At 64.9% G+C, this 22179-nt stretch carries 21 protein-coding genes; 13 read left to right on the forward strand and 8 right to left on the reverse strand.

Translation table 11 applies throughout. From position 1 onward, the window contains the following. The first annotated feature begins 56 nt into the window (after nt 1–56). Both infB and rbfA read left to right on the forward strand, forming a co-directional pair. On the forward strand, nt 57–2933 hold the full coding sequence (infB, locus tag AC6CHY_RS05785; RefSeq protein ID WP_498225965.1) for a translation initiation factor IF-2: 2877 nt from the start codon (nt 57–59) through the stop codon (nt 2931–2933). A 117-nt stretch (nt 2934–3050) separates the two neighbouring features. Then, nucleotides 3051–3485, forward strand: coding sequence for a 30S ribosome-binding factor RbfA (gene rbfA / locus AC6CHY_RS05790; protein WP_217389595.1), 435 nt, complete (start codon nt 3051–3053; stop codon nt 3483–3485). Nucleotides 3486–3587: 102 nt separating this feature from the next. Here rbfA and map read toward each other — a convergent pair whose 3' ends face one another. Further along, entirely contained in the window at nt 3588–4352 is a 765-nt protein-coding gene (gene map, locus AC6CHY_RS05795; RefSeq protein ID WP_498225968.1) for a type I methionyl aminopeptidase, read from the reverse strand. Between the two features lie 67 nt (nt 4353–4419). Here map and AC6CHY_RS05800 point away from each other — a divergent pair, with 67 nt between their 5' ends. Next, nucleotides 4420–4722, forward strand: coding sequence for a helix-turn-helix domain-containing protein (locus AC6CHY_RS05800; protein WP_498225970.1), 303 nt, complete (start codon nt 4420–4422; stop codon nt 4720–4722). A 110-nt stretch (nt 4723–4832) separates the two neighbouring features. Here the strand turns inward: AC6CHY_RS05800 and AC6CHY_RS05805 are convergent, their stop codons facing one another. Continuing rightward, entirely contained in the window at nt 4833–5930 is a 1098-nt protein-coding gene (locus AC6CHY_RS05805) for a ScyD/ScyE family protein (RefSeq protein ID WP_498225972.1), read from the reverse strand. 474 nt (nt 5931–6404) lie between these two features. Between AC6CHY_RS05805 and truB the strand changes: the two genes are divergently transcribed. The 3 genes from truB (at nt 6405) to AC6CHY_RS05820 (ending at nt 8223) form a co-directional block, all read left to right on the forward strand. Continuing rightward, nucleotides 6405–7283, forward strand: coding sequence for a tRNA pseudouridine(55) synthase TruB (gene truB / locus AC6CHY_RS05810; protein ID WP_498226206.1), 879 nt, complete (start codon nt 6405–6407; stop codon nt 7281–7283). Nucleotides 7284–7354: 71 nt separating this feature from the next. Beyond that, nucleotides 7355–7729: a hypothetical protein gene (locus tag AC6CHY_RS05815; RefSeq protein WP_217389590.1), complete on the forward strand. Its 375-nt coding sequence runs from the start codon at nt 7355–7357 to the stop codon at nt 7727–7729. Beyond that, nucleotides 7726–8223, forward strand: coding sequence for a hypothetical protein (locus AC6CHY_RS05820; RefSeq protein WP_498225974.1), 498 nt, complete (start codon nt 7726–7728; stop codon nt 8221–8223). Before AC6CHY_RS05815 ends, AC6CHY_RS05820 begins: the two co-directional genes overlap by 4 nt. A gap of 91 nt (nt 8224–8314) precedes the next feature. Here the strand turns inward: AC6CHY_RS05820 and AC6CHY_RS05825 are convergent, their stop codons facing one another. After that, the gene (locus tag AC6CHY_RS05825; RefSeq protein WP_498225976.1) at nt 8315–8929 is read right to left on the reverse strand and encodes a DUF937 domain-containing protein; all 615 of its coding nucleotides are present in this window, start codon (nt 8927–8929) and stop codon (nt 8315–8317) included. A gap of 178 nt (nt 8930–9107) precedes the next feature. Between AC6CHY_RS05825 and AC6CHY_RS05830 the strand changes: the two genes are divergently transcribed. The 5 genes from AC6CHY_RS05830 (at nt 9108) to AC6CHY_RS05850 (ending at nt 13647) form a co-directional block, all read left to right on the forward strand. Continuing rightward, the gene (locus AC6CHY_RS05830) at nt 9108–10055 is read left to right on the forward strand and encodes a bifunctional riboflavin kinase/FAD synthetase (protein ID WP_498225977.1); all 948 of its coding nucleotides are present in this window, start codon (nt 9108–9110) and stop codon (nt 10053–10055) included. Then, complete coding sequence (locus AC6CHY_RS05835; protein WP_498225979.1) at nt 10048–10863, forward strand: class I SAM-dependent methyltransferase; 816 nt, start codon at nt 10048–10050, stop codon at nt 10861–10863. The genes AC6CHY_RS05830 and AC6CHY_RS05835 overlap by 8 nt, the downstream gene beginning before the upstream one ends. A gap of 156 nt (nt 10864–11019) precedes the next feature. Beyond that, nucleotides 11020–11289: a 30S ribosomal protein S15 gene (gene rpsO / locus AC6CHY_RS05840; protein ID WP_498225981.1), complete on the forward strand. Its 270-nt coding sequence runs from the start codon at nt 11020–11022 to the stop codon at nt 11287–11289. 252 nt (nt 11290–11541) lie between these two features. Further along, the gene (locus AC6CHY_RS05845) at nt 11542–12279 is read left to right on the forward strand and encodes a YceI family protein (RefSeq protein ID WP_498225983.1); all 738 of its coding nucleotides are present in this window, start codon (nt 11542–11544) and stop codon (nt 12277–12279) included. Nucleotides 12280–12624: 345 nt separating this feature from the next. Continuing rightward, nucleotides 12625–13647, forward strand: coding sequence for a DUF808 domain-containing protein (locus AC6CHY_RS05850; RefSeq protein ID WP_498225985.1), 1023 nt, complete (start codon nt 12625–12627; stop codon nt 13645–13647). A gap of 203 nt (nt 13648–13850) precedes the next feature. Here AC6CHY_RS05850 and AC6CHY_RS05855 read toward each other — a convergent pair whose 3' ends face one another. Genes AC6CHY_RS05855 through AC6CHY_RS05865 form a run of 3 tightly spaced genes read right to left on the reverse strand, consistent with a single transcriptional unit; the run spans nt 13851 to nt 15886 of the window. After that, complete coding sequence (locus AC6CHY_RS05855) at nt 13851–14618, reverse strand: SCO1664 family protein (RefSeq protein WP_498225987.1); 768 nt, start codon at nt 14616–14618, stop codon at nt 13851–13853. After that, nucleotides 14618–15169, reverse strand: a complete 552-nt coding sequence (locus tag AC6CHY_RS05860; protein ID WP_498225989.1) for a DUF3090 domain-containing protein — start codon at nt 15167–15169, stop codon at nt 14618–14620. Before AC6CHY_RS05860 ends, AC6CHY_RS05855 begins: the two co-directional genes overlap by 1 nt. 9 nt (nt 15170–15178) lie before the next feature. Further along, a complete protein-coding gene (locus AC6CHY_RS05865; protein WP_498225991.1) occupies nt 15179–15886 on the reverse strand; it encodes a histidine phosphatase family protein in 708 nt (235 codons plus the stop codon). 1013 nt (nt 15887–16899) lie between these two features. On the opposite strand from AC6CHY_RS05865, the gene AC6CHY_RS05870 reads away from it, so the two are divergent. Both AC6CHY_RS05870 and AC6CHY_RS05875 read left to right on the forward strand, forming a co-directional pair. Continuing rightward, nucleotides 16900–17814 (forward strand): polysaccharide deacetylase family protein, encoded by a 915-nt coding sequence (locus AC6CHY_RS05870; RefSeq protein WP_498225993.1) that lies wholly within the window; start codon nt 16900–16902, stop codon nt 17812–17814. After that, complete coding sequence (locus tag AC6CHY_RS05875; protein WP_498225995.1) at nt 17811–18968, forward strand: C45 family autoproteolytic acyltransferase/hydrolase; 1158 nt, start codon at nt 17811–17813, stop codon at nt 18966–18968. Before AC6CHY_RS05870 ends, AC6CHY_RS05875 begins: the two co-directional genes overlap by 4 nt. 301 nt (nt 18969–19269) lie before the next feature. Here AC6CHY_RS05875 and AC6CHY_RS05880 read toward each other — a convergent pair whose 3' ends face one another. Next, on the reverse strand, nt 19270–21009 hold the full coding sequence (locus AC6CHY_RS05880) for an ABC transporter substrate-binding protein (protein WP_498225996.1): 1740 nt from the start codon (nt 21007–21009) through the stop codon (nt 19270–19272). Continuing rightward, nucleotides 21006–22115: a class II histone deacetylase gene (locus tag AC6CHY_RS05885; RefSeq protein WP_498225998.1), complete on the reverse strand. Its 1110-nt coding sequence runs from the start codon at nt 22113–22115 to the stop codon at nt 21006–21008. Before AC6CHY_RS05885 ends, AC6CHY_RS05880 begins: the two co-directional genes overlap by 4 nt. Between the last annotated feature and the right edge of the window lie 64 nt (nt 22116–22179).

Genomic DNA, 22179 nt, shown 5'->3' on the forward strand with positions numbered 1-22179 from the left:
TTGGTTCGTGCCAAAGACTTCTTAAGAAGTGGCGCGGACCTTCAGACAGGAGAAATGTGGCTAAGGTCCGCGTACACGAGCTCGCCAAAGAGCTCGGAATCACTTCAAAGGATGCAGTTGCAAAACTGCAGGAAATGGGCGAATTCGTCCGTTCCGCATCCTCAACCATCGAGGCACCGGTAGTGCGCAAGTTGCGCTCCGCGTTCCCGAACGCTGCTCCGGCAGCACCCAAGGCAGCACCGGCAGCCAAGGCCCCGGCCGCAGCTCCGGCCGCCCCGGCAACCCCGGGCGCCACCGCACCGAAGCCGGCCGGCACCACGCCGGCCCCGGCAGCCGCCGAGGCACCCGCTGCCTCCGCACCTGCCGATTCGGCTCCGGCGGCACCTGCAGCCTCGGCTCCGGCCGCCCCGCGTCCGGGTGCCAAGCCCGGCGCCCCGCGTCCGGGCAACAACCCGTTCTCCTCCCAGCAGGGCATGCGCCCGACCGGTGAGAACGCACGTCCCGAGCGCACCGAGCGTACGGACCGCCCCGAGCGTTCCGCAGCTCCCCGTCCGGGTGCCAAGCCCGGCGGACCGCGTCCGGGCAACAACCCGTTCGCATCCCAGCAGGGCATGCGCGCTTCCGGCCCCGGCGCCGGTGGCCCCCGTCCGGGCGGTCCCCGCCCGGGTGGCCCGCGTCCCCCGGCAGGTGCCGGCGGTCCGCGTCCCGCAGCAGGTGCCGGCGGTCCCCGCCCGGCAGGTGCCGGTGGATCCCGTCCGGGCGCCCCGCGTCCGGCCGGTGCCCCCGGTGCAGGCCCGCGCACCCCGGGAGGCGCTCGCGCAACTCCCGGCATGATGCCCAACCGCACCGAACGTCCGGCTCCGGCCGGTGGACGTCCGGCAGCGGGCGGCCGCGGCGGTCCGGCTCGTCCGGGCGGCGCCCCGGGCGCAGCTCCCGGTGCAGCCGGTGGCGGCGGCGGTTACAAGGGCGGCGGCGGTCCCAACCGCGGTCGCGGTGGAACCCAGGGTGCCTTCGGCAAGGGCGGCGCAGGCCGCGGCAAGCAGCGCAAGTCCAAGCGCGCCAAGCGCCAGGAACTTGAGCAGATGAGCGCTCCGTCGCTGGGCGGCGTGAGCGTGCCCCGCGGCAACGGCAACACCGAGGTCCGCCTCCGTCGTGGCTCGTCGATCACCGACTTCGCCGACAAGATCAACGCCAACCCGGCAGCATTGGTTACCGTGCTCTTCCACCTGGGCGAAATGGCCACCGCCACGCAGTCCCTGGATGAGGCAACCTTTGACGTCCTGGGTGCCGAGCTCGGCTACGTCGTCACCGTCGTGTCCCCCGAGGACGAAGAGCGCGAACTGCTCGCCTCGTTCTCGATCGACTTTGACGCCGAAATCGAGGCCGAGACCGATGACATGCTTGAGGCACGTCCGCCGGTGGTCACCATCATGGGTCACGTTGACCACGGTAAGACCCGCCTGCTCGATGCGATCCGCAAGTCCAACGTCATCGAGGGCGAAGCCGGCGGCATCACCCAGCACATCGGTGCGTACCAGATCCACCACATCCACGAGGAAATCGATCGCGCGATCACCTTCATTGACACCCCGGGCCACGAGGCGTTCACCGCCATGCGTGCACGTGGTGCCAAGGTGACCGACATCGCCGTGCTCGTGGTTGCAGCGGACGACGGCGTCATGCCGCAGACCGTTGAAGCCCTGAACCACGCCAAGGCCGCCGGTGTCCCGGTTGTCGTGGCAGTGAACAAGGTCGACAAGGACGCGGCAAACCCGGACAAGGTCAAGGGCCAGCTGGCCGAATACGGCTTGGTCCCGGAGGAATACGGTGGCGACACCATGTTCGTCCACGTCTCCGCGCTGCAGAAGATCGGCATCGACGAGCTGCTTGACGCGGTTCTGCTGACCGCCGACGCCGCGTTGGACATGCGTGCCAACCCGGACAAGGACGCCCGCGGCATCGCCATCGAGGCGAACCTGGACAAGGGTCGCGGTGCGGTTGCGACCGTGCTGGTCCAGTCCGGCACCCTGGCCGTCGGCGACACCATCGTTGCCGGCACCGCACACGGCCGTGTGCGTGCCATGTTCGACGAAAACGGCGAGAACCTCGACGTTGCACTGCCTTCGCGCCCGGTCCAGGTCCTCGGCCTGTCCTCGGTGCCGCGTGCAGGCGACACCTTCCTGGTGACCGACGACGAGCGCACCGCCCGCCAGATCGCCGAGAAGCGCGAAGCAGCGGACCGCAACGCGGCCCTGGCCAAGCGTCGCAAGCGCATCACCCTGGAAGACTTCGACCAGGCCGTTGCCGACGGCAAGATCGACACCCTCAACCTCATCCTCAAGGGTGACGTGTCCGGTGCCGTGGAAGCCCTGGAAGATTCGCTGCTCAAGATCGACGTGGGCGAGGGCGTGCAGCTGCGCGTCATCCACCGCGGCGTTGGCGCCATCACCCAGAACGACGTCAACCTGGCGACCGTTGACAATGCCATCATCATTGGCTTCAACGTCAAGCCCGCGGAGCGCGTTGCGGACATGGCCGACAAGGAGGGCGTCGACATGCGCTTCTACTCGGTCATCTACGGCGCCATCGATGACATCGAACTGGCACTGAAGGGCATGCTGAAGCCGGAATACGAGGAGGCCCAGCTGGGCACCGCGGAGGTCCGCGAGGTCTTCCGTTCCTCGAAGTTCGGCAACATCGCCGGCTCGATCGTCCGCTCGGGCACCATCCGCCGAAACACCAAGGCACGCGTCCTGCGCGATGGCAAGGTCATCGGCGAGGGCCTCACCGTGGATTCGCTCAAGCGGTTCAAGGACGACGCCACCGAGGTCCGCGAGGGCTTCGAATGTGGTATCGGCCTGGGCTCGTTCAACGACGTCAAGGACGGCGACACGATCGAGACCTACGAGATGCGCGAAAAGCCGCGCGCTTAATCAATATCAAGCGCTGCTAATCGACGGTGGGGGGCCGCAACCGCACAGGGTTGCGGCTCCCCGCCGTCGAAGCGCATTAACCGGCACCCTTCGCGGGGGCCGAGAAAAGGAGTGAACGTGGCTGACTCAGCTCGCGCCGCAAAACTGGCCCAACGCATCAAGGTGGTCGTCGCCCAGGCCCTGGGCAAGGCCGTCAAGGATCCGCGCGTGGAGGCCATCACGGTCACCGATGCGCGCGTGACCAACGACCTGCAGCACGCAACGATCTACTACACGGTCTTCGGCGACGACGAGGCGAAGTCCGACGCGGCTGCCGCCCTGGAGAAGTCCAAGGGCGTCCTGCGCAAGGAGGTCGGCAAGAACGTGACCGTTCGCCTGACCCCGACCCTGGAATTCGTTGCCGACGAGATCCCCGTCAACGCCTCGAACCTCGAGGCGCTGCTGCGCGTCGCCAAGGCCAAGGACGCCGAGGTTGCCGCACTGGCGGCCGGCAAGAACTTCGCCGGCGACGCGGACCCGTACAAGCACGACGAGGAAGAGGAAGACGACTAATCCTCGTTTCCCTTCTTTCGAAATAAATGAGGCCGTCAGGTCTTCCGCCCCGGGGCGGAAGACCTGACGGCCTTGTTGTTGGATCCTCAGGGCTGCACGGGCCTAGATGGTCAGGATGCGCGGGCCGTCCTCGGTGATCGCGATGGTGTGCTCAGAGTGTGCCGTGCGGGCGCCGGTGGCGCTCCTCAGTGTCCAGCCGTCGGCGTCGGTGACGAGCTTGTCGGTGTCGGCCATGACCCAGGGCTCGATGGCCAGCAGCAGGCCCGGGCGGAGCTTGTAGCCGCGGCCCGGGCGGCCAATGTTGGCGATGTGGGGATCCTGGTGCATGGTCGATCCCACGCCGTGGCCGCCGAACTCCAGGTTGACGCTGTATCCGGCCGCGGTCAGGACCTCACCGATGGCATGGGAGATGTCCCCGATGCGGGCGCCGGGGTTGGCCGCTGCGATGCCGGCATCCAGTGCCTGCCGCGTTGCCTTGATCATCTTGGCATCGGAGGTGGACGAGGATTCTCCGACGGTGAAGCTGATCGCGGCGTCCGTGACGATCCCGTTGAGGGACGCTGCGAAGTCCAGGGTCAGCAGGTCGCCGTTCCTCAGGGAATAGTCGTGGGGCAATCCGTGGAGCACCGCGTCATTGACGGACGTGCAGATGAAGTGGCCAAAGGGGCCGCTGCCGAAGGAGGGCGCGTAGTCGACGTAGCACGAGCGGGCGCCCGCAGCCTTGATCATTTCCCCGGCCCAAGCATCGATTTCCAGCAGGTTCGTGCCCACCGTGACCCGCTTTTTGATGCCCTGGAGCACCGAGGCGATGAAGGCCCCGCTTTCCGTGGCGCGCTCAAGTTCGGCTGGGCTGAAAATCTCGATCATGGGCTGGTCCTCTCGCGGCCTCCAATAACAGTACCGGTAATACTATACCGGTACTATCATTGGAGTCATGGTCAGACTTCCACTCACTCCAGCCGAAATCGAACGCGGCCAGCAACTCGGCGCCCTTCTGCGCCGGGCGCGCACCGATCGTTCCATGTTCGAGGTGGCGGTGGCCGCCGACATCTCCCCGGAGACCCTTCGCAAGATCGAAACTGGACGCGTGGCCACGCCCTCCTTCTCCACCATTGCGGCCATCGCAGGGGTGCTCGGGCTCTCCCTCGATGAGGTGTGGTCTGCCATCAGCCGGCCGCCGCAATCGGCCGGGCTCGATAATCCGCCGGATCGGCAGCCGGAACGCCTGGCGTCCTGACTTTCCTGGAAACCGCCCAAACGCGGGCAAACCCCGGTCGGGAATCCCGAAGTGAACGGGTCCCCGCCCGGGGTCGCCTCATTTCCCCGGGAATGGCCGGGGCTGATTGACTACTTAACGGTCGCCGTCACCAGCTTGCCCGAAGGGGTCAGCGCCTCGGTGCTGGCAACCAACTTGTTGTTGCGGATCTCTACATCGCTGGCCATCATGGCCGGCAGCACGGTCACACCGTGGCCGTTGACGATCTTTGCCACGCCGCCGCCGAAGAGCTCTGCCACGTAGACGTTGCCGCGCTTGTCCAGGGCAATGCCCGTGGGCGCGCTGAGTCCGGTGGCCACGGTCTGGGTCTTCTTCGTGTGCAGGTTCATCTTGTAGACCTTGCCCCTGGACAGGGACTCGCCCGGAACCCCGGGCAACACGGTGTAGTACATCCAGTTTCCCTTGACCGTGATGTCGGTGGGTACCGGCTGCGCCCAATAGGTGAGTCCGAGCATGCAATCCGGGACCGTGATGCCCATTTCCCCTGCAGCTTCCCGCACCGCCTCGGTGATGGTGACGGGTTCGGCGGGAAGCGCCTTGACGAGGGAAACCTTGCCCCGGTTGTTCACGTGCAGGATCGTGTTGGCCCCCGCGTCGCCGACGTAGACGCCGTTGCGTGCCGGGAGGCTGGAGAACGGGTGCGAATAGAGCTCGCCCATTGAAAGCATCTCCGGTGCCTGCGCCAAGCAGCTGGCTGAGGCGTCCCGGACCCCGTACACGGTCCGGGCGTCGGGATCGTGCGTCTTCTCGAACTCCAGCAGGTCTGTGATCGTGCGGGTCTTGCCCTTCTTGTCGATGGACTTCAGCAGCGCGGGCGTCGCCCCACTGGGCGGTTCCTCGCCGGTGGCCCCGGCATTCTCGAAGTAGTAGGTGGTGCCGCGGGCGTGGGAGACACCGACGATTTCCTTGCCCGGGGCATTGACCAGGGTGGTCTTGGCGCCGGTGGGGGAGACCGAGGTGATCTTGCCGGCGAAGGCCTCGGCAACGAGGATGCTGCCTTCCGGTCCGAAGGCGACCTTCAGTGGGCCGCCGAAACCTTGGGCAAGTGTCTTGACGTTGGTGATGGACGGTGCCGGCTGGCGGTCCTTGGTGGCCTGGGCAGGGGCGACGCTGAGCGTCACCGTCATGGCCGAGGCAGCGGCTACCGCCGCGAGTGCGCGAAACTTCATGCTGTGGATCCTTTTCAAGAGAACTGGACGCACCGCGTCGTTGCGGAGCGTGGACTATTGAACCGGCTCGTTTTCTCCGTGCGCCATGGCCCCAAGTTGTTTCGATTTGGCCGTGCCAGCCGTTTGCCGAGAGGCAACACGGGCGGCTGGTGGATGGCGCCGACGGGAAATGGACGAGTGGATGCCGTATACACGGGACGAGGGTGTTGGCGCCCCAGCTACACCTTGCCCGACACGGATGATCCGGCCGTGGCCAGACACCCAGAACGTTAGGGGCAGCGCAGGGGGAAGTCAATGCCGTGCACCGTCTTCCTTGTTGGTGCCGCGCGGGCCAGCACCAGCGGCCGGGAAGGGCGGGATGGGGGATAGCTTGCGCACAATGACACCGTGTCCGTGCGGCCCGGGAAATCGTGCCCAGGGAACCGGCCTATACTGGAGGGCGTGAAAACAGCCGCGCAGAACCCCACGGAACCCATTGGCTCAGGCCTGGTCATTGTCGACAAACCGCAGGGTTGGACGAGCCATGATGTGGTGGGCCGCACGCGCCGGCTGGCGGGCACCCGCAAGGTCGGACACGCGGGCACCCTGGACCCGATGGCCACCGGCGTGCTGGTGCTGGGCATCAACAAGGCCACACGTCTGCTGACCTACATCGTGGGCGCCAACAAGACCTACACCGCCACCATCCGCCTGGGGGAGTCGACGATCACCGACGACGCCGAGGGCGAGATCGTGCAGGCCCGGATCGCCGCCGCCGTCACCGAGGAACAGATCCACGCCTCGATTGCCAAGCTCACCGGCCCGATCGAACAGGTGCCTTCTTCCGTCAGTGCCATCAAGGTCAACGGGGAACGCTCCTACGCCCGGGTTCGCGCGGGGGAGGAAGTGAAGCTTGCCGCCCGCCCGGTGACCATCCACCGCTTCGAGGTGCACGACATCCGCCGCGAACGCGGCGGCAAGGTGCTGGACATCGATGTGACAGTCGAATGCTCCTCGGGCACCTACATCCGGGCACTGGCCCGCGACCTGGGCGAGGACCTGGCGGTCGGCGGCCACCTGACCGCACTGCGCCGCACCGAGGTCGGGCCCTACACCCTGGATCGGGCACGCACGCTGGAACAGCTGGCCAAGGACTTCGAGTACCTGCCGATGGAGAAGGCCGCCGACGCCCTTTTCCCGCGCCGGGACCTGAGCGAGCACGAGCGCTCCGAGCTCTCCTTTGGCCGAAGGATCGGCGTGAACGAAAGCGAGGAGACGACCGCGGCATTTGCCCCGGACGGCACCCTGGTGGCGCTGCTGAAGAACAAGGGCGAGAATGCCAGGCCCGAACTGGTGTTTGCCCCCGCTTCCTAGGGTTGGTGCGCCGGGAAGAGCCGGTGGCCGGGGCCGAGTGAATGAACAACTTCTAAGGGGTAATTTCCGCCGTGATCGTTGACGGATTCTTTATAGCCGGGGCCATTCTCTGCGCCGTGGCGGTGCTGCTGGGAGTGGTTGCGACCATCATCCGCACCTACCCGGACGACTTTGCCCTGGTGTCGGTGGCGCTGCTGGAGGTGTTCCTGGTCGTCTACGGGATCGCCGCCGCAATCCGCCAGGCCGGGGGACAGGTGATCAGCGGGGAACCCTGGGAGTTCTGGGGCTACCTGCTCACCGCACTGCTGATCCCGGCGCTGGCGTTCATCTGGGCGGTCACCGACAAGTCGCGGTACTCGAACACGGTGCTGGCGGTCTCCGGAGCGATTGTCTTTGTCATGCTGTACAGGATGGAACAAATTTGGGACGGAGCACTGCCGGCATGAGCGAGCAGGGAAAGAACACGACGAGGCGTTCGCGCATCGCCGACGCGGCGACCCGCGGCGCGGGAAAGAAGCAGCGCTCCAACGGCGGGCGCAGCTCCGGGCTGGGCCGGATCATCATCGCTGTCTACGGGGTGCTGGCGCTCTCGGCCACGGTCCGTGCCGTCTACCAGATCCTGATGGACTTCTCCGAGGCCCCGTTGGCCTACCTGCTCAGCGCCCTGGCCGGGCTGGTCTACATCGTGGCGACCCTCGCGATGGCCTCCAAGCGTCCGGGCAGCTGGAGGCTGTCCTGGTATGCGGTGCTCTTTGAACTCATTGGCGTCTTGGTGGTCGGGACGCTGAGCTTCGCGTTGCCGAGCCTCTTTGCCCACCCGGCCGTCTGGTCCCACTTCGGCTCCGGCTACGGCTACGTGCCGCTGGTGCTGCCGCTGATCGGCCTCTGGTGGCTGGGCCGCCACCGCATGAATGACGGGCAGGCGCAGCCCGCGGCCTGATTCCAGGCATCCACAAGGAGCCGGATTTCCCCCACCCCTGCCCATGGGGCGGTGTGCGGGATCTCCGGCTCCGGTGTTGGTGGCGGTAGGCCTACTTCTTGCCGAAGAGCCCGCCGAGGATTCCCCCGAGGTCAAGGCCCCCGGGAGCCTGGCCCTGCTGGGGCTGTTGCTGCTGCGTGCTTCCGCCGCCGAAGAGCCCGCCCAGGATCCCGCCGAGGTCAAGGCCCCCGGGCTGCTGCCCGGCTGCCGGGCCCTGCCCGCCGAGCAGACCGCCCAGAAGGCCGCCGAGGCCGCCCTGCGAGGAGGAAAGTTTCTGGGCCAGGAACGACATGACGATCGGGGCGAGGATCGGCAGGGCCTTCTGCACCAGTGCGCCCAGGTCCACGCCGCCCGGTGCCGCACCGCTGAGCTGGGCGGTCAGCGCCGACTGGTTCTCACCGAGCGAATGCTGCACGATCTTCTGCCCGTCTTCGGTGTCCACCGCGTCGATGTCCACGCCGCCGTCCAGGAACTTCGCGTCGTGTTGGGCAATGGCCGTGGACAGGGCGTCCTCGCCTTCGGGGGAGGCGGCATTGTTTTGCAGCCCCGCGAGCAGCGAGGGCAGTGCCGTCGCAGCGGTGGCACGGGCGGTCTCGGCATCCACGCCGAGCTTCGCGCCCAGCTGGTCAAGGGGGATCAGGTCAAGCAGTTCATTCAGGTCGGCCATCTGGAGCTCCTTGTGATTGGCGGGCCGGACGGAATTGTGGCCCTGCGCCCATCCTATGGTGCACGCCACGTCAATGGGCGGATGGGGGACGCAGGAATCGGCACTTGGCGTATTTGTCGTTCATAATGGTAATGGCCGGTCTCAAGGCGGCCGCCAGGATCACCAGCGAAGGAGCAACGTGCACTATTGGAAAGGCCTCGAAGCCGTCCCGCCCGGCATCGGCCCGTCGGTAGTGACCATCGGCAACTTCGACGGCGTCCACCGCGGGCACCGCGAGGTGCTCGCCGCCGTGGTGGCCACCGCCAGGGAGCGCAACGCCAGGGCAGTTGCCATCAGCTTCGATCCGCACCCCTCCCAGGTGCACCGCCCCGACGACGCACCCGAACTCATCATGGGCCTTGAGGACCGCATCGAGACCCTCGCCGAGGAGGGCCTCGACGGCCTGCTCATGATCCGCTACACCCTTGACTTCGCCCGGGCCACCGCCGAGGAATTCGTTGCCAAGGTCATCGTGGGAGCGCTCAACGCCTGCACCGTGGTGGTGGGCCACGACGTGCGCTTCGGGCGCGAGAACTCCGGGGACTTCGACACCATGGTCGAACTCGGCAAGCAATACGCCTTCGACGTCGTCGGCGTCGAGGACGTGGGCGAGCACCGCCGCTGGTCCTCCACCTGGGTGCGCGAGGCACTGAACCGCGGCGAGGTCGCCACCGCCGCCCAGATCCTGGGCCGCCCGCACCGGATGCGCGGCGAGGTCGTGCACGGCGCGGCACGCGGCCGCGAACTCGGATTCCCCACCGCCAACCTCGACCCCTCGGCCTCGGGCATCATCCCCGCCGACGGCGTCTACGCCGGCTGGCTGGTCGACGAGGCGCAGGTGCGCTGGCCCGCGGCGATCTCCGTGGGCTCGAACCCGACCTTCGAGGGTGTCAGCCGCCAGGTGGAGGCCCACGTGATCGACCGCCCGGCCGAGGGCGTGGAGGACTTCGACCTCTACGGCCAGCAGGTTGCCGTGGAATTCGTGGAGCACCTGCGCCCGATGGTGGCCTATCGGGGCATCGAGGCCCTGATCGAACAGATGCGCGAGGACGTCGCACGCACCCGTACCGTCCTGCTTGATGCCTGATTCGGGCCCCGGGACAACCGGGGCAACACCGCGCCCTGTTCCCGGGCTGCCCGCCCGCGCCTTCACCATGGATGGAAAGCGCCGCCGGGAACTGGCCAGGGCCTTCAAGGCCGGGGGAGCGCACTACGATGCGGTGCGCCCGAATTATCCGGATGCAGCGCTGGACTTCATGGTCCCCGCGACCGCCCGCGACGCCGTGGACGTGGGGGCAGGCACCGGGATCTTCACCGCGCAGCTGCTCGGCCGCGGCCTGAAGGTCGGCGCGGTGGAACCCTCCGACGACATGCTTGATGTGCTCCGCAGCCGCCTGCCCGAGGTCACGGCCGTCGCCGGGACCGGGGAAGAGACCGGGCTGGATGAATCCAGCGCGGACGTCATCACCTACGCCCAGGCCTGGCACTGGGTGGACCCGAAGGCAGCCAGCGCCGAGGCGGCCCGCGTGCTGCGACCGGCCGGGCAATTGTCACTGGTCTGGAACCAGCTTGATGTCTCGGTCTCCTGGGTGCACCGGCTGGCACGGATCATGCATGCAGGGGATGTGCACCGCCCGGATTTCGTCCCGCCGCTGGGCCCGGAATTCCACGCACCCGAATCCGGGGCCTGGACCTGGGAGCAGCCGTTGACCGGGGAACAGGTCATCGCGCTGGCCAAGTCGCGCAGCTACTACCTGCGCGCGGGCGCAGCGACCCGGGCAAGGGTCGAGCACAACCTGTCCTGGTATCTCTACGACCACTTGGGGCACACGCCGGGGGAGCCGTTCGCGCTGCCCTACCTCACCCACGCCTGGCGGGCCCGGCTGCGCAGCTAGCGTTCACGCAAGCGAAGCATGTGGCATGGGTCGCAAGGGTGCCGGGGGCGGGCATCCGTTTGCTAGACTTATCTGCGGTGCCCGCTGCAGTCCGCGGTTGCGAGTGCACCTGCCGGCAACGGTGTTTTGAAACGCGGTACAACTCTAGGAGTTATTGTGGCATTAGACGCCGCTATCAAGCAGGAAATCATGAAGGCCTACGCCACCAGCGAAGGCGACACCGGTTCCCCCGAGGTCCAGATCGCCGTGATGTCGCGCCGCATCCTGGATCTGACGGAACACCTGAAGATGCACAAGCATGACCACCACACCCGCCGCGGCCTGATGGCCCTGGTTGGTCGTCGTCGTCGTATGCTTGCGTACCTCAAGGGTGCCGACATCGAGCGTTACCGTACGCTGATCGAGCGCCTCGGCCTGCGTCGCTAGTCATTAGCACTAGGTTTGATTGAAATTCCCCGGTTCCCCTCACAGGGCGCCGGGGAATTTTTTTGCCCGGTGGGCGGCGGCGCCGGGGCCGCCGGGGCCGGGGTTTCGCGGCAGTCTGTTTGTGGCCTGCGTATCTTTGGTGAACTTCGCTCGATGGGCGCATTTTTCGGCAGGGGAAATTGATCGCGGTGAAATAATTCAAGCATCAAGTAAAAGTCCGCCGGGAATCGGCGCGAGCGATCAGGAGAACCCATGACCGACCAGCCGGCACCCGCCCGCCCGAAGAACAAGCGCCTGATGTGGATCGTCGCACTGGTGGCGGCAGCCGTTGTTGCGGGCATCTTCGTGGGCAGCCGCATCTATGCTGCCAACGTTTCCGCCCGGGCCGAGGCCGTTCCGGCCTTGTCGGCAACGCCGACCGGCGAGGCGTCCAAAGCGACGGGGGAGAACGGCACCGCGACTGCAGCCGAGGACCACTCCGGCACCTGGACCGTCGGTGCCGGGTCTTTCGCCGGATACCGGCTGGACGAAGTCCTCAACGGAGCCGACGTGACCGTTACGGGACGCACCGAGGACGTGAGCGGTTCCCTGAGAGTCGAGGACGACCGGTTGACGGCCGCGGACATCGAGCTGTCGGTCGACACCATCAGCACTGACTCCGATCGCCGCGACCAGTACTTCCGCACGACGGCCATCGACACCTCGCAGCACCCCGAGGCAACGTTCACGCTGACCGAGCCCGTTGACGTGTCGGGGGCGCTTGAGGGTGACACGCAGACCTTCGCCATCACCGGCGACCTCACCCTCAACGGCCAGACGGTTTCCGTGGATGCCAACGTCCAGGGCGTGTTGGCCGGCGGCTCGGCACAGTTGGTCGGCCAGATCCCGACGACCTGGGCGGAATTCGGTGTCGAGGCGCCGAATCTCGGGTTCGTCGCCGTGGAGGACTCGGGCTTCATCGAGTTCTCGCTGAATGTCGCGAGGGGCTGAGAACGGCCAGAAAACGGTGGGGAGCGCTCCGCACTGGTGTTTGGCCAGCCAGGGCCGTCACTGACGGAAAGCTAGTGAAGCCCTCGGGCCATGGTCTTCGATCTTGACGTGTGGGGGTTCAACAAAGTGTTTTTCGGCCATCGATCACCGACATTTTTCGCCCACCGGCATCCCATGCGGCGGGCGGGAAACCATCGACGGTCGGCCTTTCCCGTGCTGCCGACTCCCGTTTCTCTCGTCGCCGGTGGCCCGTTCGCCGCCATATACTCGGAACATGCCAAATATGCGCCTTGACCGAGGCTTCCACGCCCAGCCCTCCGCCCTCGAGCAGCACCGGGGCGCCCTGTGAGCGGCGGCCTCGTCGCCCTGCTGGACGATGTCGCGGCCCTGGCCCGCATCGCGGCCGCCTCGGTTGACGACGTCGCCGCCGGCGCCGCGAAGGCGGGAGCCAAGGCGGCCGGAGTGGTCATCGACGATGCCGCCGTCACCCCGCAGTACGTTTCAGGTGCCGACCCCTCCCGTGAACTGCCAATGATCAAGAAGATCTTTTGGGGTTCGCTGCGCAACAAGCTGCTGGTCATCCTGCCGGCGCTGTTGCTGATCAGCGCCTTCCTCCCGGGGATCATTCCGTTCATCCTCATGGCCGGTGGCACCTACCTCTGCTACGAGGGCGCCGAAAAGGTGTGGCACAAGCTCCGCGGACACCATGAGGCGGAAAAATCCCCGGCGGTCGACCGCGGACCGTTGGCGGAGGCCAAGGTCATCAAGGGCGCCATCACCACCGACTTCATCCTCTCCTGCGAGATCATGGTGATCTCCATGAACGAGGTGGCCACCGAGTCCCTGCTTTCTCGGGCCATCATCCTTATCGTCGTGGCGCTCGCCATCACGGTGCTCGTGTACGGGGCCGTGGGGCTGATTGTGAAGATGGACGACATCGGCCTGCACCTGGCCACCAAGGACTCCGCGGGCGCAAAGCGCTTCGGCGAGGCGCTGGTCAAGGGCATGCCCGCCGTGCTGGCCGCAATCACCTTTATCGGGACGATCGCCATGTTGTGGGTGGGTGGCCACATCATGCTGCAGGGCGCCTACGACCTCGGGTGGCATGCCCCCTACGACCTGGTCCATGTTCTCGAGACGCCTTTCGCCGGGATCCCCGCGGTGGGCGCCTTCCTGGCCTGGCTCGTGAACACCCTGTGCTCGGCCATCATCGGAATCATCTGGGGAAGTATCGTCATGGCCATCGTGCACCCGCTGCTCAAGGCGCTCCCTTTCGGCAAGAAGAAGGGCGGACACGAGGAGGGCGACATCAGGGCGGAAATCGCCGGATATCGGCCGGGGAAAGACAAGGCTGATCCCGCCCCGTGACCGGGGCGCCAAGGATGCTCCGCTAGTCCGCGCGCGGGACGCACTCGTATGCTGTGCGCCGCATCGGATGACAGTGGGGGAGTCGCGCTGCCTGTCGGTGTGGCCTTCGGTGGCGGATTTCCCTGCCCGTCCGGTTTGATGATTCCCACCGGCGGCGTCTGCTTCACGACGGGCACTTGGTCCCGCCGGCAACTGTCCTTTTCCTAGAACAGCGGCCAGGGCACCGCCGGCATCCCGCCGCTCGGAGCCGGAAACCGCCGGGCCAAGCGCAACCGCGTGCAGCGTGCGCCGAGCGCGGAGATTTCCTCGGCGGTGAGCAAGTGCGCCAGGTCGCGTCCCAGCTGGCCGTGCAGCCCTTGAATGACGCGGTCCACTCCGTCGAGTTCCTCGGCGCTTAGGGCGTCTCCCATCCAACCCCACAGCACCGTCCGCAGCTTATGCTCACTGTGAAAGGTAAGCCCATGGTCCACGCCGTACCGATGTCCGTCCCCCATGGCGAGAACGTGGTTGCCTTTGCGGTCGGCATTGTTGATGACCACGTCGAAGACGGCCATGCGCCTGAGGGCCTGCGAGTCTTCATGGACGAGGGCGACCATTCGCCCCGCCTCATCCCGGCCGTCAAGAACTTGCTTCCAGTCCTTTTGCTGCACGTCGTGCGCAGCGACCAGGTCCACGGCATTCTGGGCGGGATCTTGCTCCTGCCAGAGCTGCACCATTCCTTCACCCAGCGGGCCGTCGCGCAGCCAGGTGTGCGGCACGACGTTCCAGCCCAGGGCCTGCGAGACCAGGTAGGCGGCCAGCTCCCGGTGGGCCAGGGCACCGTGGGGAAAATCCCACAGCGGCTTTTCACCTGCCATTGGCTTGTAGACGACCACCGCGTCGCCGATGCTGCCCACAAATGTGGCGTTCGAAGCCGCGGTGATGCGCCCGGTGAGCGTCAGCTCAGCGTTTGCAAGGTCGGGCGCCGGCATCAGTTCTCGGGAAGGGTGCAGGTGTGTCCGTCGGCGTCCATGGGGTAGCCGCAGAGCAGGCACATCGGACGCCCGGCGGCCACGATCTCGCGGGTGCGCTTGGCGAATGCCCGGGCGGAGCCCACCGGCATGCTCACCAGCAGCATTTCGTCCGCGTTGGGGTCAATCTCCTCAGGCGATTCGACGACTTCGTCATCGACATCGGTGATCGGGTAGGCCTTGATGACGACTTGGGCCGTCGTGGGGTCCCAACCCAGGCCCATGGCTCCGCACCGAAACTGTTCCTGGACGGTCTCGAGTTGGTCGTTGTCGACCAGTTCTATGGGCGTGCTTCCGGGAACGCTGAAGGGGTTGCCCTCGAGGGCCATCAGCTGGTCGAGAATTTCATCGACCTTCTCGGCAAGCAGATCCGCCTGCTGCTTCTCAAAGGCAATACTGACGATCTGCCGCCCCGCGCGTACCTGCAGGTAGAAGGTGCGCGACCCCGGCAGGCCTAGGGTGCCGACTATGACCCGATCAGGCCAGATGAACTCGTGAACACGTGTAGGCATGTAACCATCTTAGGCTCCGGAGGATCGCGGCGCCTCCTGCCCTGCCCCGCCGCCCACCGGTGCGTCGCCGGAGGGGGCGCTGTTCGCCAGCCACGCAAGATCCCCGGCCTCGGTGTTAGTCGCGTAGACGGTCGGCCGGCTGGCGCCATAGCGCACGATGGACACGGAGGCGGGGCCCACATTGAGGCGCTGGAACAGGTCCAGGTGCATGCCAAGCGCGTCGGCGAGGATTGCCTTGATGAGGTCGCCGTGGCTCACCGCTGCCCATACCGCCCCAGGCCCGTGCTCTGCTTCGAAGGCCGCATCGTGGCGCCGAATCGCTGCCACCGACCGGGCCTGCATGGCGGCCAGGGATTCACCGCCGGGAAAGGTGACGGCCGAGGGTTGCGACTGCACCACCGACCACAAGTCCTCGGTCGCGAGATCCTCGAGCGTGCGGCCCTGCCACTGACCGTAATCGCACTCGATGAGATCCGGCTCGACCGGCGCGTACGGGATGCCTGCCTGGCGTTCGAGGACGAACCGGGCGGTCTGCCGGCAACGCTCCAGGGGGCTGGAGACCACGGCGACCAAGGGCACGGCCGCGAGCCGGTCTCCGGCCCGAGCGGCCTGGTCGATCCCGATTTGGTCCAGACCGATGCCCGCTGTCCGACCGGCCAGCAGTCCAGCGGCATTGGCATTGGTGCGGCCGTGCCGCAAGAGAATAACTGTCGCCATCCACCCAGCATAGCCATCGGCTCGACGGCCTTATCCATCCGGGCCATGAGAACCAACATACGGAGTCAATATTTGGACTCCTTCAATGGTCGGCGAGGAAATAATCAAGGCCATCAATGAGCGGGCGAGAGAAGTGGATGAACATAATGCATGGCTTGCCAGCCAGCACCAGGCACGATTTGGAAAGGATCCCTCGATGGCGCCAAAAGCATCTTAGTCCCGTTGAGCACGCGTCCGTTTTCGAGTACGACCGATGGACCATGAACAGGCCAGAGCATGTTCTTAACCCCGTTGAAGACAAAGCGCTCAAGTCTTTGTTCAGGCACCGTCCGGTTGAATCGGTCTGGGATTCGGACACCGATCGTCAATGCGTTCAATTCTGGATCAACTTCGACGAAGAAATAGGCGCCATTCCAATGTCGCTTCAAGAGAAGGCACGCAAGAGCGTGGAGGAATTAGTCGAGTGGGGTTTTTGGGAACCAACTCACTAACGATTGCAGCAGGGACGCCAATCAGTTGGGGTCCGGATGCCCAGAGCCGGCCGTTTCCGGACGAAGGTCCGTAGACTCGGCATTGCTCCCTGGGTTGGAGCGAATTTCATGGTTCCCCTTCACCGGCAATCGGGAATCTTTTGGGCCTCAGGTTGTGCCAGTCGCCGTCAATTTGGGCCACGCGCAGCAGGCGCCCGACCCAACCATCCGCTTGGGCGCCCTCCCCACGGAGGTCGCCTGCGCCGCGACCAAGTGCCATAGTTTCTACCGAAACTCAGGACATGTCCGCAACAAGATCCTCGCCCTCAGAGCAATTTTTGGTACCAGTTTCAGGGTGGCCAAGCCATTGGTTGGATCGGCATCCTCGCGCCACTACCGGGTTTGGATTTTCGACGTGAAATTGAAGATACGTCATTTGACCCATGACACAAGGTAACGTGCCGGGCAGACTGGATCTTCACGTAATGACCATGGCGTTCTCTCTCCCAGCGGGATGCCCACGAGTGAGGATGCACGATGGCTTTGTGGCCGCAGGACAAGGAGTTCGGCGCAAGCATTACCTTCGATTTTGATGCCGAAGAGGTTTGGATCGGAGAGAACCCCGACAATGCCAACCGTCCCGGAGTGCTTTCGCAGGGAGCCTATGGTCCGCGCGTGGGGGTTCCCTTGATCTTGGATCTGCTGGCTAAGCACGACGTGAAGGCAACCTTCTTCATCTGCGGCAAGGATGCCCTGCGCCACCCCGACTCCGTAAGAGCAATCCTGGCCCGGGGCCACGAGGTCGCCCACCACGGACACTCACACACCAACCCCACAACACTGAGTCCCGAGGCAGAACGCGCGGAATTGTATGATGGGCTGGCCGTATTGCGGGACCTGGGTGCGGAGATAACGGGATACCGATCCCCTTCGTGGGAATTCTCGGACCAGACCCTTGACCTCTTGCAGGAAGCGGGCTTCATATACAGTTCCAACCTGCTCAACGACATTCGCCCTTACCGTTTCGAGAGCCACGACCTCATTGAGGTCCCTGTGTCGTGGATACTGGACGACGCCCCGCATTTCTGGTTCGCCAATGACACCTGGGAAAAGACCATTCGCTCCACCCGAGAGGTCCTAGAGGTGTGGCAGCCGGAGATCGACGGCATTGCGGCCCTGGGCGGACACGTCATGCTGACTTTGCACCCCATGATTTCCGGGCGACCCTCGCGCTTGGCCATGCTCGAAAAGATCATCGTGGGACTCAAGGGAGCCGGAGCCTGGATCGGCACGGTGCGGCAAACCGCCGAACTACTGGATGAAGACTCTCCGACCGGGACGCTGTCAGCGGCACAGGCCCCCACGTCATTGCCCACCAATTTGCTCCCGGAACATGAAGACCAACCACTCTTGGGGGTCGCAGGAGGCGCTCTGGCAGGACGGACGGACCGGGCATGAAAACTGCAGGCTACCCGCGCATCCGAGTCAGTGGCGGGCCGATTGAACGCGGTGAACAATACGGATCACTGGCCCGCACACAGGTGCACCATGCCCGCGACGGTTACGAGCGCTCTTTCGCCAGCAAGGGCGTGACCTGGGAAGACGCCGTCAGCCACGCCGAAGGGTACGCTGAATCCATCCAGCGCTTCTTCCCGGATATCTGGGACGAAATGCGCGGGATTGCCAAGGGCGCGAACCTGCCGTTCGGAGACATCCTGGCGATGAATTGTCGCACCGAGATCCTCTGGCAGGCTTTGGTCTCCGCGCACAGGATGGCCACGGGATGTGCAAATCCACTGCGTGGGGTCGGGGAATGTTCTTCCTTTGCGATAGCCCCGACGCACACGGCACTGGGTCACACATTGATTGGCCAGAATTGGGATTGGCTGGTGCACGGCTTAGATTCGGTGATCCTGCTTGAGGTTGAACGCGAGGACGGACCGAACTACGTCACCATCGTGGAGGCCGGGTTGCTGGCCAAAACTGTGATGAACGAGCATGGCATCGGCATGGCAGTAAACACGCTTGTGACGAGCGTTGACGGAACAACCCCGGGCGTCCCTTTTCATGTGTTGCTGCGGGCGCTGGCAGATTGCAAACGTGTCTATGACGCGGTCGAATTACTGGCCTCTCACCCCAGGGCCTCTTCCGGAAACTACATGCTGGGAGCCGCGGACGGAGCGATCCTGAACGTTGAGACGGGACCGGGGGACGCACGCAACATCAACGTCCAGATTGCCAAACATGGAAAGACCTTCCACACCAACCACTTCTTGGATTCGACGCGGGACGGTTTCGACCTGGCTCCCATGGCCATGTCCGATTCCTACGTGCGACTGTCCCGGTTGCGCGAGCTGGTCGGCATCAACGCAAAAAAGGTCACTCTCGCTGTACTGGATCACGCCCTGCGGGATCACACAGACGCCCCGGGTTCCATTTGCTGCCACCCCGATGGCCGATCGGATCCTGCGGCGCAGTGGTCGACGGTCATGTCTGTGGTCATGGATCTGGATAACCGCGTACTGCATCTGGCAGAAGGTAACCCCTGCCTAACGCCTAGAAAGGTTGTCGATTACGCCGAATTCTTACTGCCTAGTCTTGTGAAGGCGTAGCTGTACGACATCCCGTATCGCGCTTACACTTACGCCCACGGCAGAGTATCCCACGGGAATCGCAGATACTTCGTGCTTCTCTGCGGCGTGGGCGCCTGGACTGGCCCTGGTGCTCAACCTAGACCTGGTGGTCCCCTTGGGCTGGCCGCGATCATGCGTTGGGACTGGTTCGCCGATCTCGGCGCCGAGATCGCTTTTCAGCGCGGGCAGCAGAAAACAACCATGTGTCACGAAATCGAAGTCTCCGGAAACCTCGCCATGGAGCGGGGGATCCCGGTGACCTGGTTGATGCGGTCTTTGGTTAGCTTTCCACGGCGAGGTTCATTCCCGGAATCTGCAAGCGATGCATGGACCCGAATGGTGCGGGGCTAAGGACCACTGGTGCACCCGATTGGATCTGGCAGGTTAAAAGCGGCATGCCAATCGTCGGATCGATTGTGCCATCAGGGTAGCTCAATGGCGCTTGGCCGTTTTCTCCCAGATAGTAGGTTCCGTTGAGCCCTCGGTAGAGGGTCTCGCGTAGGGTAGAGCACACTCCGGCGCTGTCCGTGCCTCCGTTTTGGCGCCACGAGCTAGCCAACAGCTGGACCTGGTCGTAGGCGGAACTGGATTGCGCCGGCCCCGGTTCCACGCCGTAGCGGACCGCATAGTTTCGCTGAAACGCCCGTGCCACGGCCGAATCCGTTCGGTTGGTGACGGAACTCCACACGACCCCATTCGCAAGATCCCCCAGCTGCTCCACAAAGCGGGGGCTCGATGCAGCGTAAACGTAGTAGACCAAGCCCGTGAACTTCGCGGCATGGAGTTGTCTCTGCAGCTCCGCAATTTCGTCGGTGATGAAGTGTGCCACGAGAATGACTTCGGCGCGGGACTCCACCAGATGCCGGGCCACTTCCTCCCAGTCCGATTGCCGGAAGGGAGCATTTTCGCGGCTGACAATGCTCCAGCCTGCCTCAGCGACTGCGGGCTCGAATCCGTTTCCGCCGATATGCGCACTCGGGGTGTCCATCTCCACCAACGCCATCCGGCGTTGCCTTGGCAGATAGCTCCGCAGTTTCCCGAGATCTCTCAGGAAGCGCACAAACGCCATGGCGTAATACTTTTCTGACGGGCACGTCTGGAATACCGTTCCGTAGCGACGGGGATTACTCCGGACTAGGTCCACATGACGCTCAAATGTGTCGACATGAAGAAACGGCCTGCCGTATTCGGCCGCCATCTCGAGCAGGAAGGGATTCTCGGCGCTCGAATAGTGCGTTGTAATGGCGTCGACGCCTGCATCGATGAGTCGCTGCATGGCGGCCCGGACTGCATCGGGGTCGTACAAGTCCGCGTCGGCAACGAGGTGTTCAAGAGTCCGGCCCGCCACCCCGCCGTGGGAATTGATCTCCTCGACAGCCAGTGCAGCGCCGCGGACCAATTCTTCTCCCTCGTCGTTGGCCTGGCCAGTCAGGGACGCCAGGGTTCCAACCAGGATCGGGCGTGGTCCGTCGACTGTCTTCGGGCCTGAGGGAAGACGCGCGGGAACCTCATCGACCATGCCAGCAAATCGTTCGACACCCACGACCGAGATATGAGCCACGCCATCAACGCCACCCGGGATCGGCAAAGCAATCAGGTGGCTGTCAACGACGAGCGATGCCAGCCCAGCCCTACTCACCTGGCCGAGCTTGTGCAGCAGCCGCTCCACCTGGGTGGACACAGTCCGGCGGCTGGTTCCGAGCCGTTCCCCGATCTCCGGGTTGGACAGTCCGAGTGACAACAAGGTCAGGACCTCGATTTCGCGCCGGGTGATGCCCTGTGGCAGTTCTGATGGAACGGCCCTGATCAGCGCACGATCGTGCCGCTCGCCGCGCCGACGTGCCCTTTCCAGCACGACGGTCAGCCATGGTTCGGCCGACCGGTAGAGGAACTGGACCCGGTGGCGGTTCAGCAACAGGAAGCCCCGGGCGTAGGATACCAATTCCGGGGGTGGTGGACCGCCGTGGATCGATTCAATTCGGCCGCGGTGGTCCGTGAGGAACTCGATCACACGGGTCATTGGCGGTGGTCTGGCACGTGGTGGACGAGTTCGCTGGCCAAGTCCACGGCTTCCTTCTGCCACGGTTCCAACTGCAGCTGCGGGTAGTCGGCAAAAAATGCCATGTAGGGATCTTTGACCCCAGAATCCATGCCGGTCAGTTCCTCAAGCACTGCCATGCCGCAGAACGGGACGTAGTGCGCCGAGTAGCCACCTTCGTGGATGAACGCGATGCGACCTGCACAATGTTCGGAAGCGGCGTCGATCATCCGTTGGGACATGGAGCGGAACCCGTCACTGGTGACCACCATCCGGCCGAGCGGGTCCGTGGCTGACGCGTCAAAACCGCTGCCGATAATGATGAGTTCGGGTCGGAATCGTTCCAAGGCTGGAACCACGACGCGGTCCAGGGCATCGAGATAGCCTCCGTCTCCCGTGCCCGCGGGCAACGGGATGTTGATCGCGGTGCCTTCGGCGCCTGGCCCGCCGCTTTCGGCGCGCATGCCGGAGTCCGCAGGGTACAACCGGTCTTGGTGCAGGGAAATCGTGAGGACGGACGGGTCGTTCCAAAACACGCTCTGCGTTCCGTTGCCGTGGTGCACGTCCCAGTCGACGATCGCCACCCGCTTGAGCTCGAATTCGTCCAAGGCGACACGTGCGGCGATCGAGGTGTTGGCGAACAGGCAGAAACCGCGGCCACGGTCGGCCTCAGCGTGGTGCCCAGCTGGACGCACCAACGCATAGGCGTTGTCCACCTCGCCGCGCAGCACGGCCCGCACTGCTCCGATGGCAGCGCCGGCCGAAAGCTTGGCAATCGCGAGCCCCTGTGGACCGAAATCCGCGTTTTCCCCGGCATCCCCGCCCGTTTCGTTCATGTCTTCAAGCCGCTGCAGGTACCCGTGAGTGTGAACCGCTAGGATCTCATCGTCCGTTGCCGGGGCCGTGTCCAGTGCAACCATTTTCTTGTCGAACTCACTGACCTTCACTAAGGCCGCAAAGCGACCCTTTGTGTCGGGCGAGTCGAAGGCCACATGAGGCTGTATAAATCCCCCGGGTCCGAAGAAGCCGGATCCGTTGCCGGTGTTGTGCCAGTTGAAGACTTCGTGCCAGATCCAGCCTGTGCTCATGATTGCGTGCCTTTCGTCGCGTGTTCTGGTGTGTCTCGGGCCGTGCATCCCGATGAGTTTTGGC

The organism is Paeniglutamicibacter sp. GQ140, assembly GCF_059759235.1.

Bases quoted from the DNA above. Each gene is read 5' to 3' on its own strand.
- map (WP_498225968.1), bottom strand. From the start codon at position 4,352: ATGATCGAGATTTTCAGCCCAGCCGAACTTGAGCGCGCCACGGAAAGC.
- AC6CHY_RS05800 (WP_498225970.1), top strand. From the start codon at position 4,420: ATGGTCAGACTTCCACTCACTCCAGCCGAAATCGAACGCGGCCAGCAA.
- AC6CHY_RS05805 (WP_498225972.1), bottom strand. From the start codon at position 5,930: ATGAAGTTTCGCGCACTCGCGGCGGTAGCCGCTGCCTCGGCCATGACG.
- AC6CHY_RS05820 (WP_498225974.1), top strand. From the start codon at position 7,726: ATGAGCGAGCAGGGAAAGAACACGACGAGGCGTTCGCGCATCGCCGAC.
- AC6CHY_RS05825 (WP_498225976.1), bottom strand. From the start codon at position 8,929: ATGGCCGACCTGAATGAACTGCTTGACCTGATCCCCCTTGACCAGCTG.
- AC6CHY_RS05835 (WP_498225979.1), top strand. From the start codon at position 10,048: ATGCCTGATTCGGGCCCCGGGACAACCGGGGCAACACCGCGCCCTGTT.
- AC6CHY_RS05845 (WP_498225983.1), top strand. From the start codon at position 11,542: ATGACCGACCAGCCGGCACCCGCCCGCCCGAAGAACAAGCGCCTGATG.
- AC6CHY_RS05855 (WP_498225987.1), bottom strand. From the start codon at position 14,618: ATGCCGGCGCCCGACCTTGCAAACGCTGAGCTGACGCTCACCGGGCGC.
- AC6CHY_RS05860 (WP_498225989.1), bottom strand. From the start codon at position 15,169: ATGCCTACACGTGTTCACGAGTTCATCTGGCCTGATCGGGTCATAGTC.
- AC6CHY_RS05865 (WP_498225991.1), bottom strand. From the start codon at position 15,886: ATGGCGACAGTTATTCTCTTGCGGCACGGCCGCACCAATGCCAATGCC.
- AC6CHY_RS05875 (WP_498225995.1), top strand. From the start codon at position 17,811: ATGAAAACTGCAGGCTACCCGCGCATCCGAGTCAGTGGCGGGCCGATT.
- AC6CHY_RS05880 (WP_498225996.1), bottom strand. From the start codon at position 21,009: ATGACCCGTGTGATCGAGTTCCTCACGGACCACCGCGGCCGAATTGAA.
- AC6CHY_RS05885 (WP_498225998.1), bottom strand. From the start codon at position 22,115: ATGAGCACAGGCTGGATCTGGCACGAAGTCTTCAACTGGCACAACACC.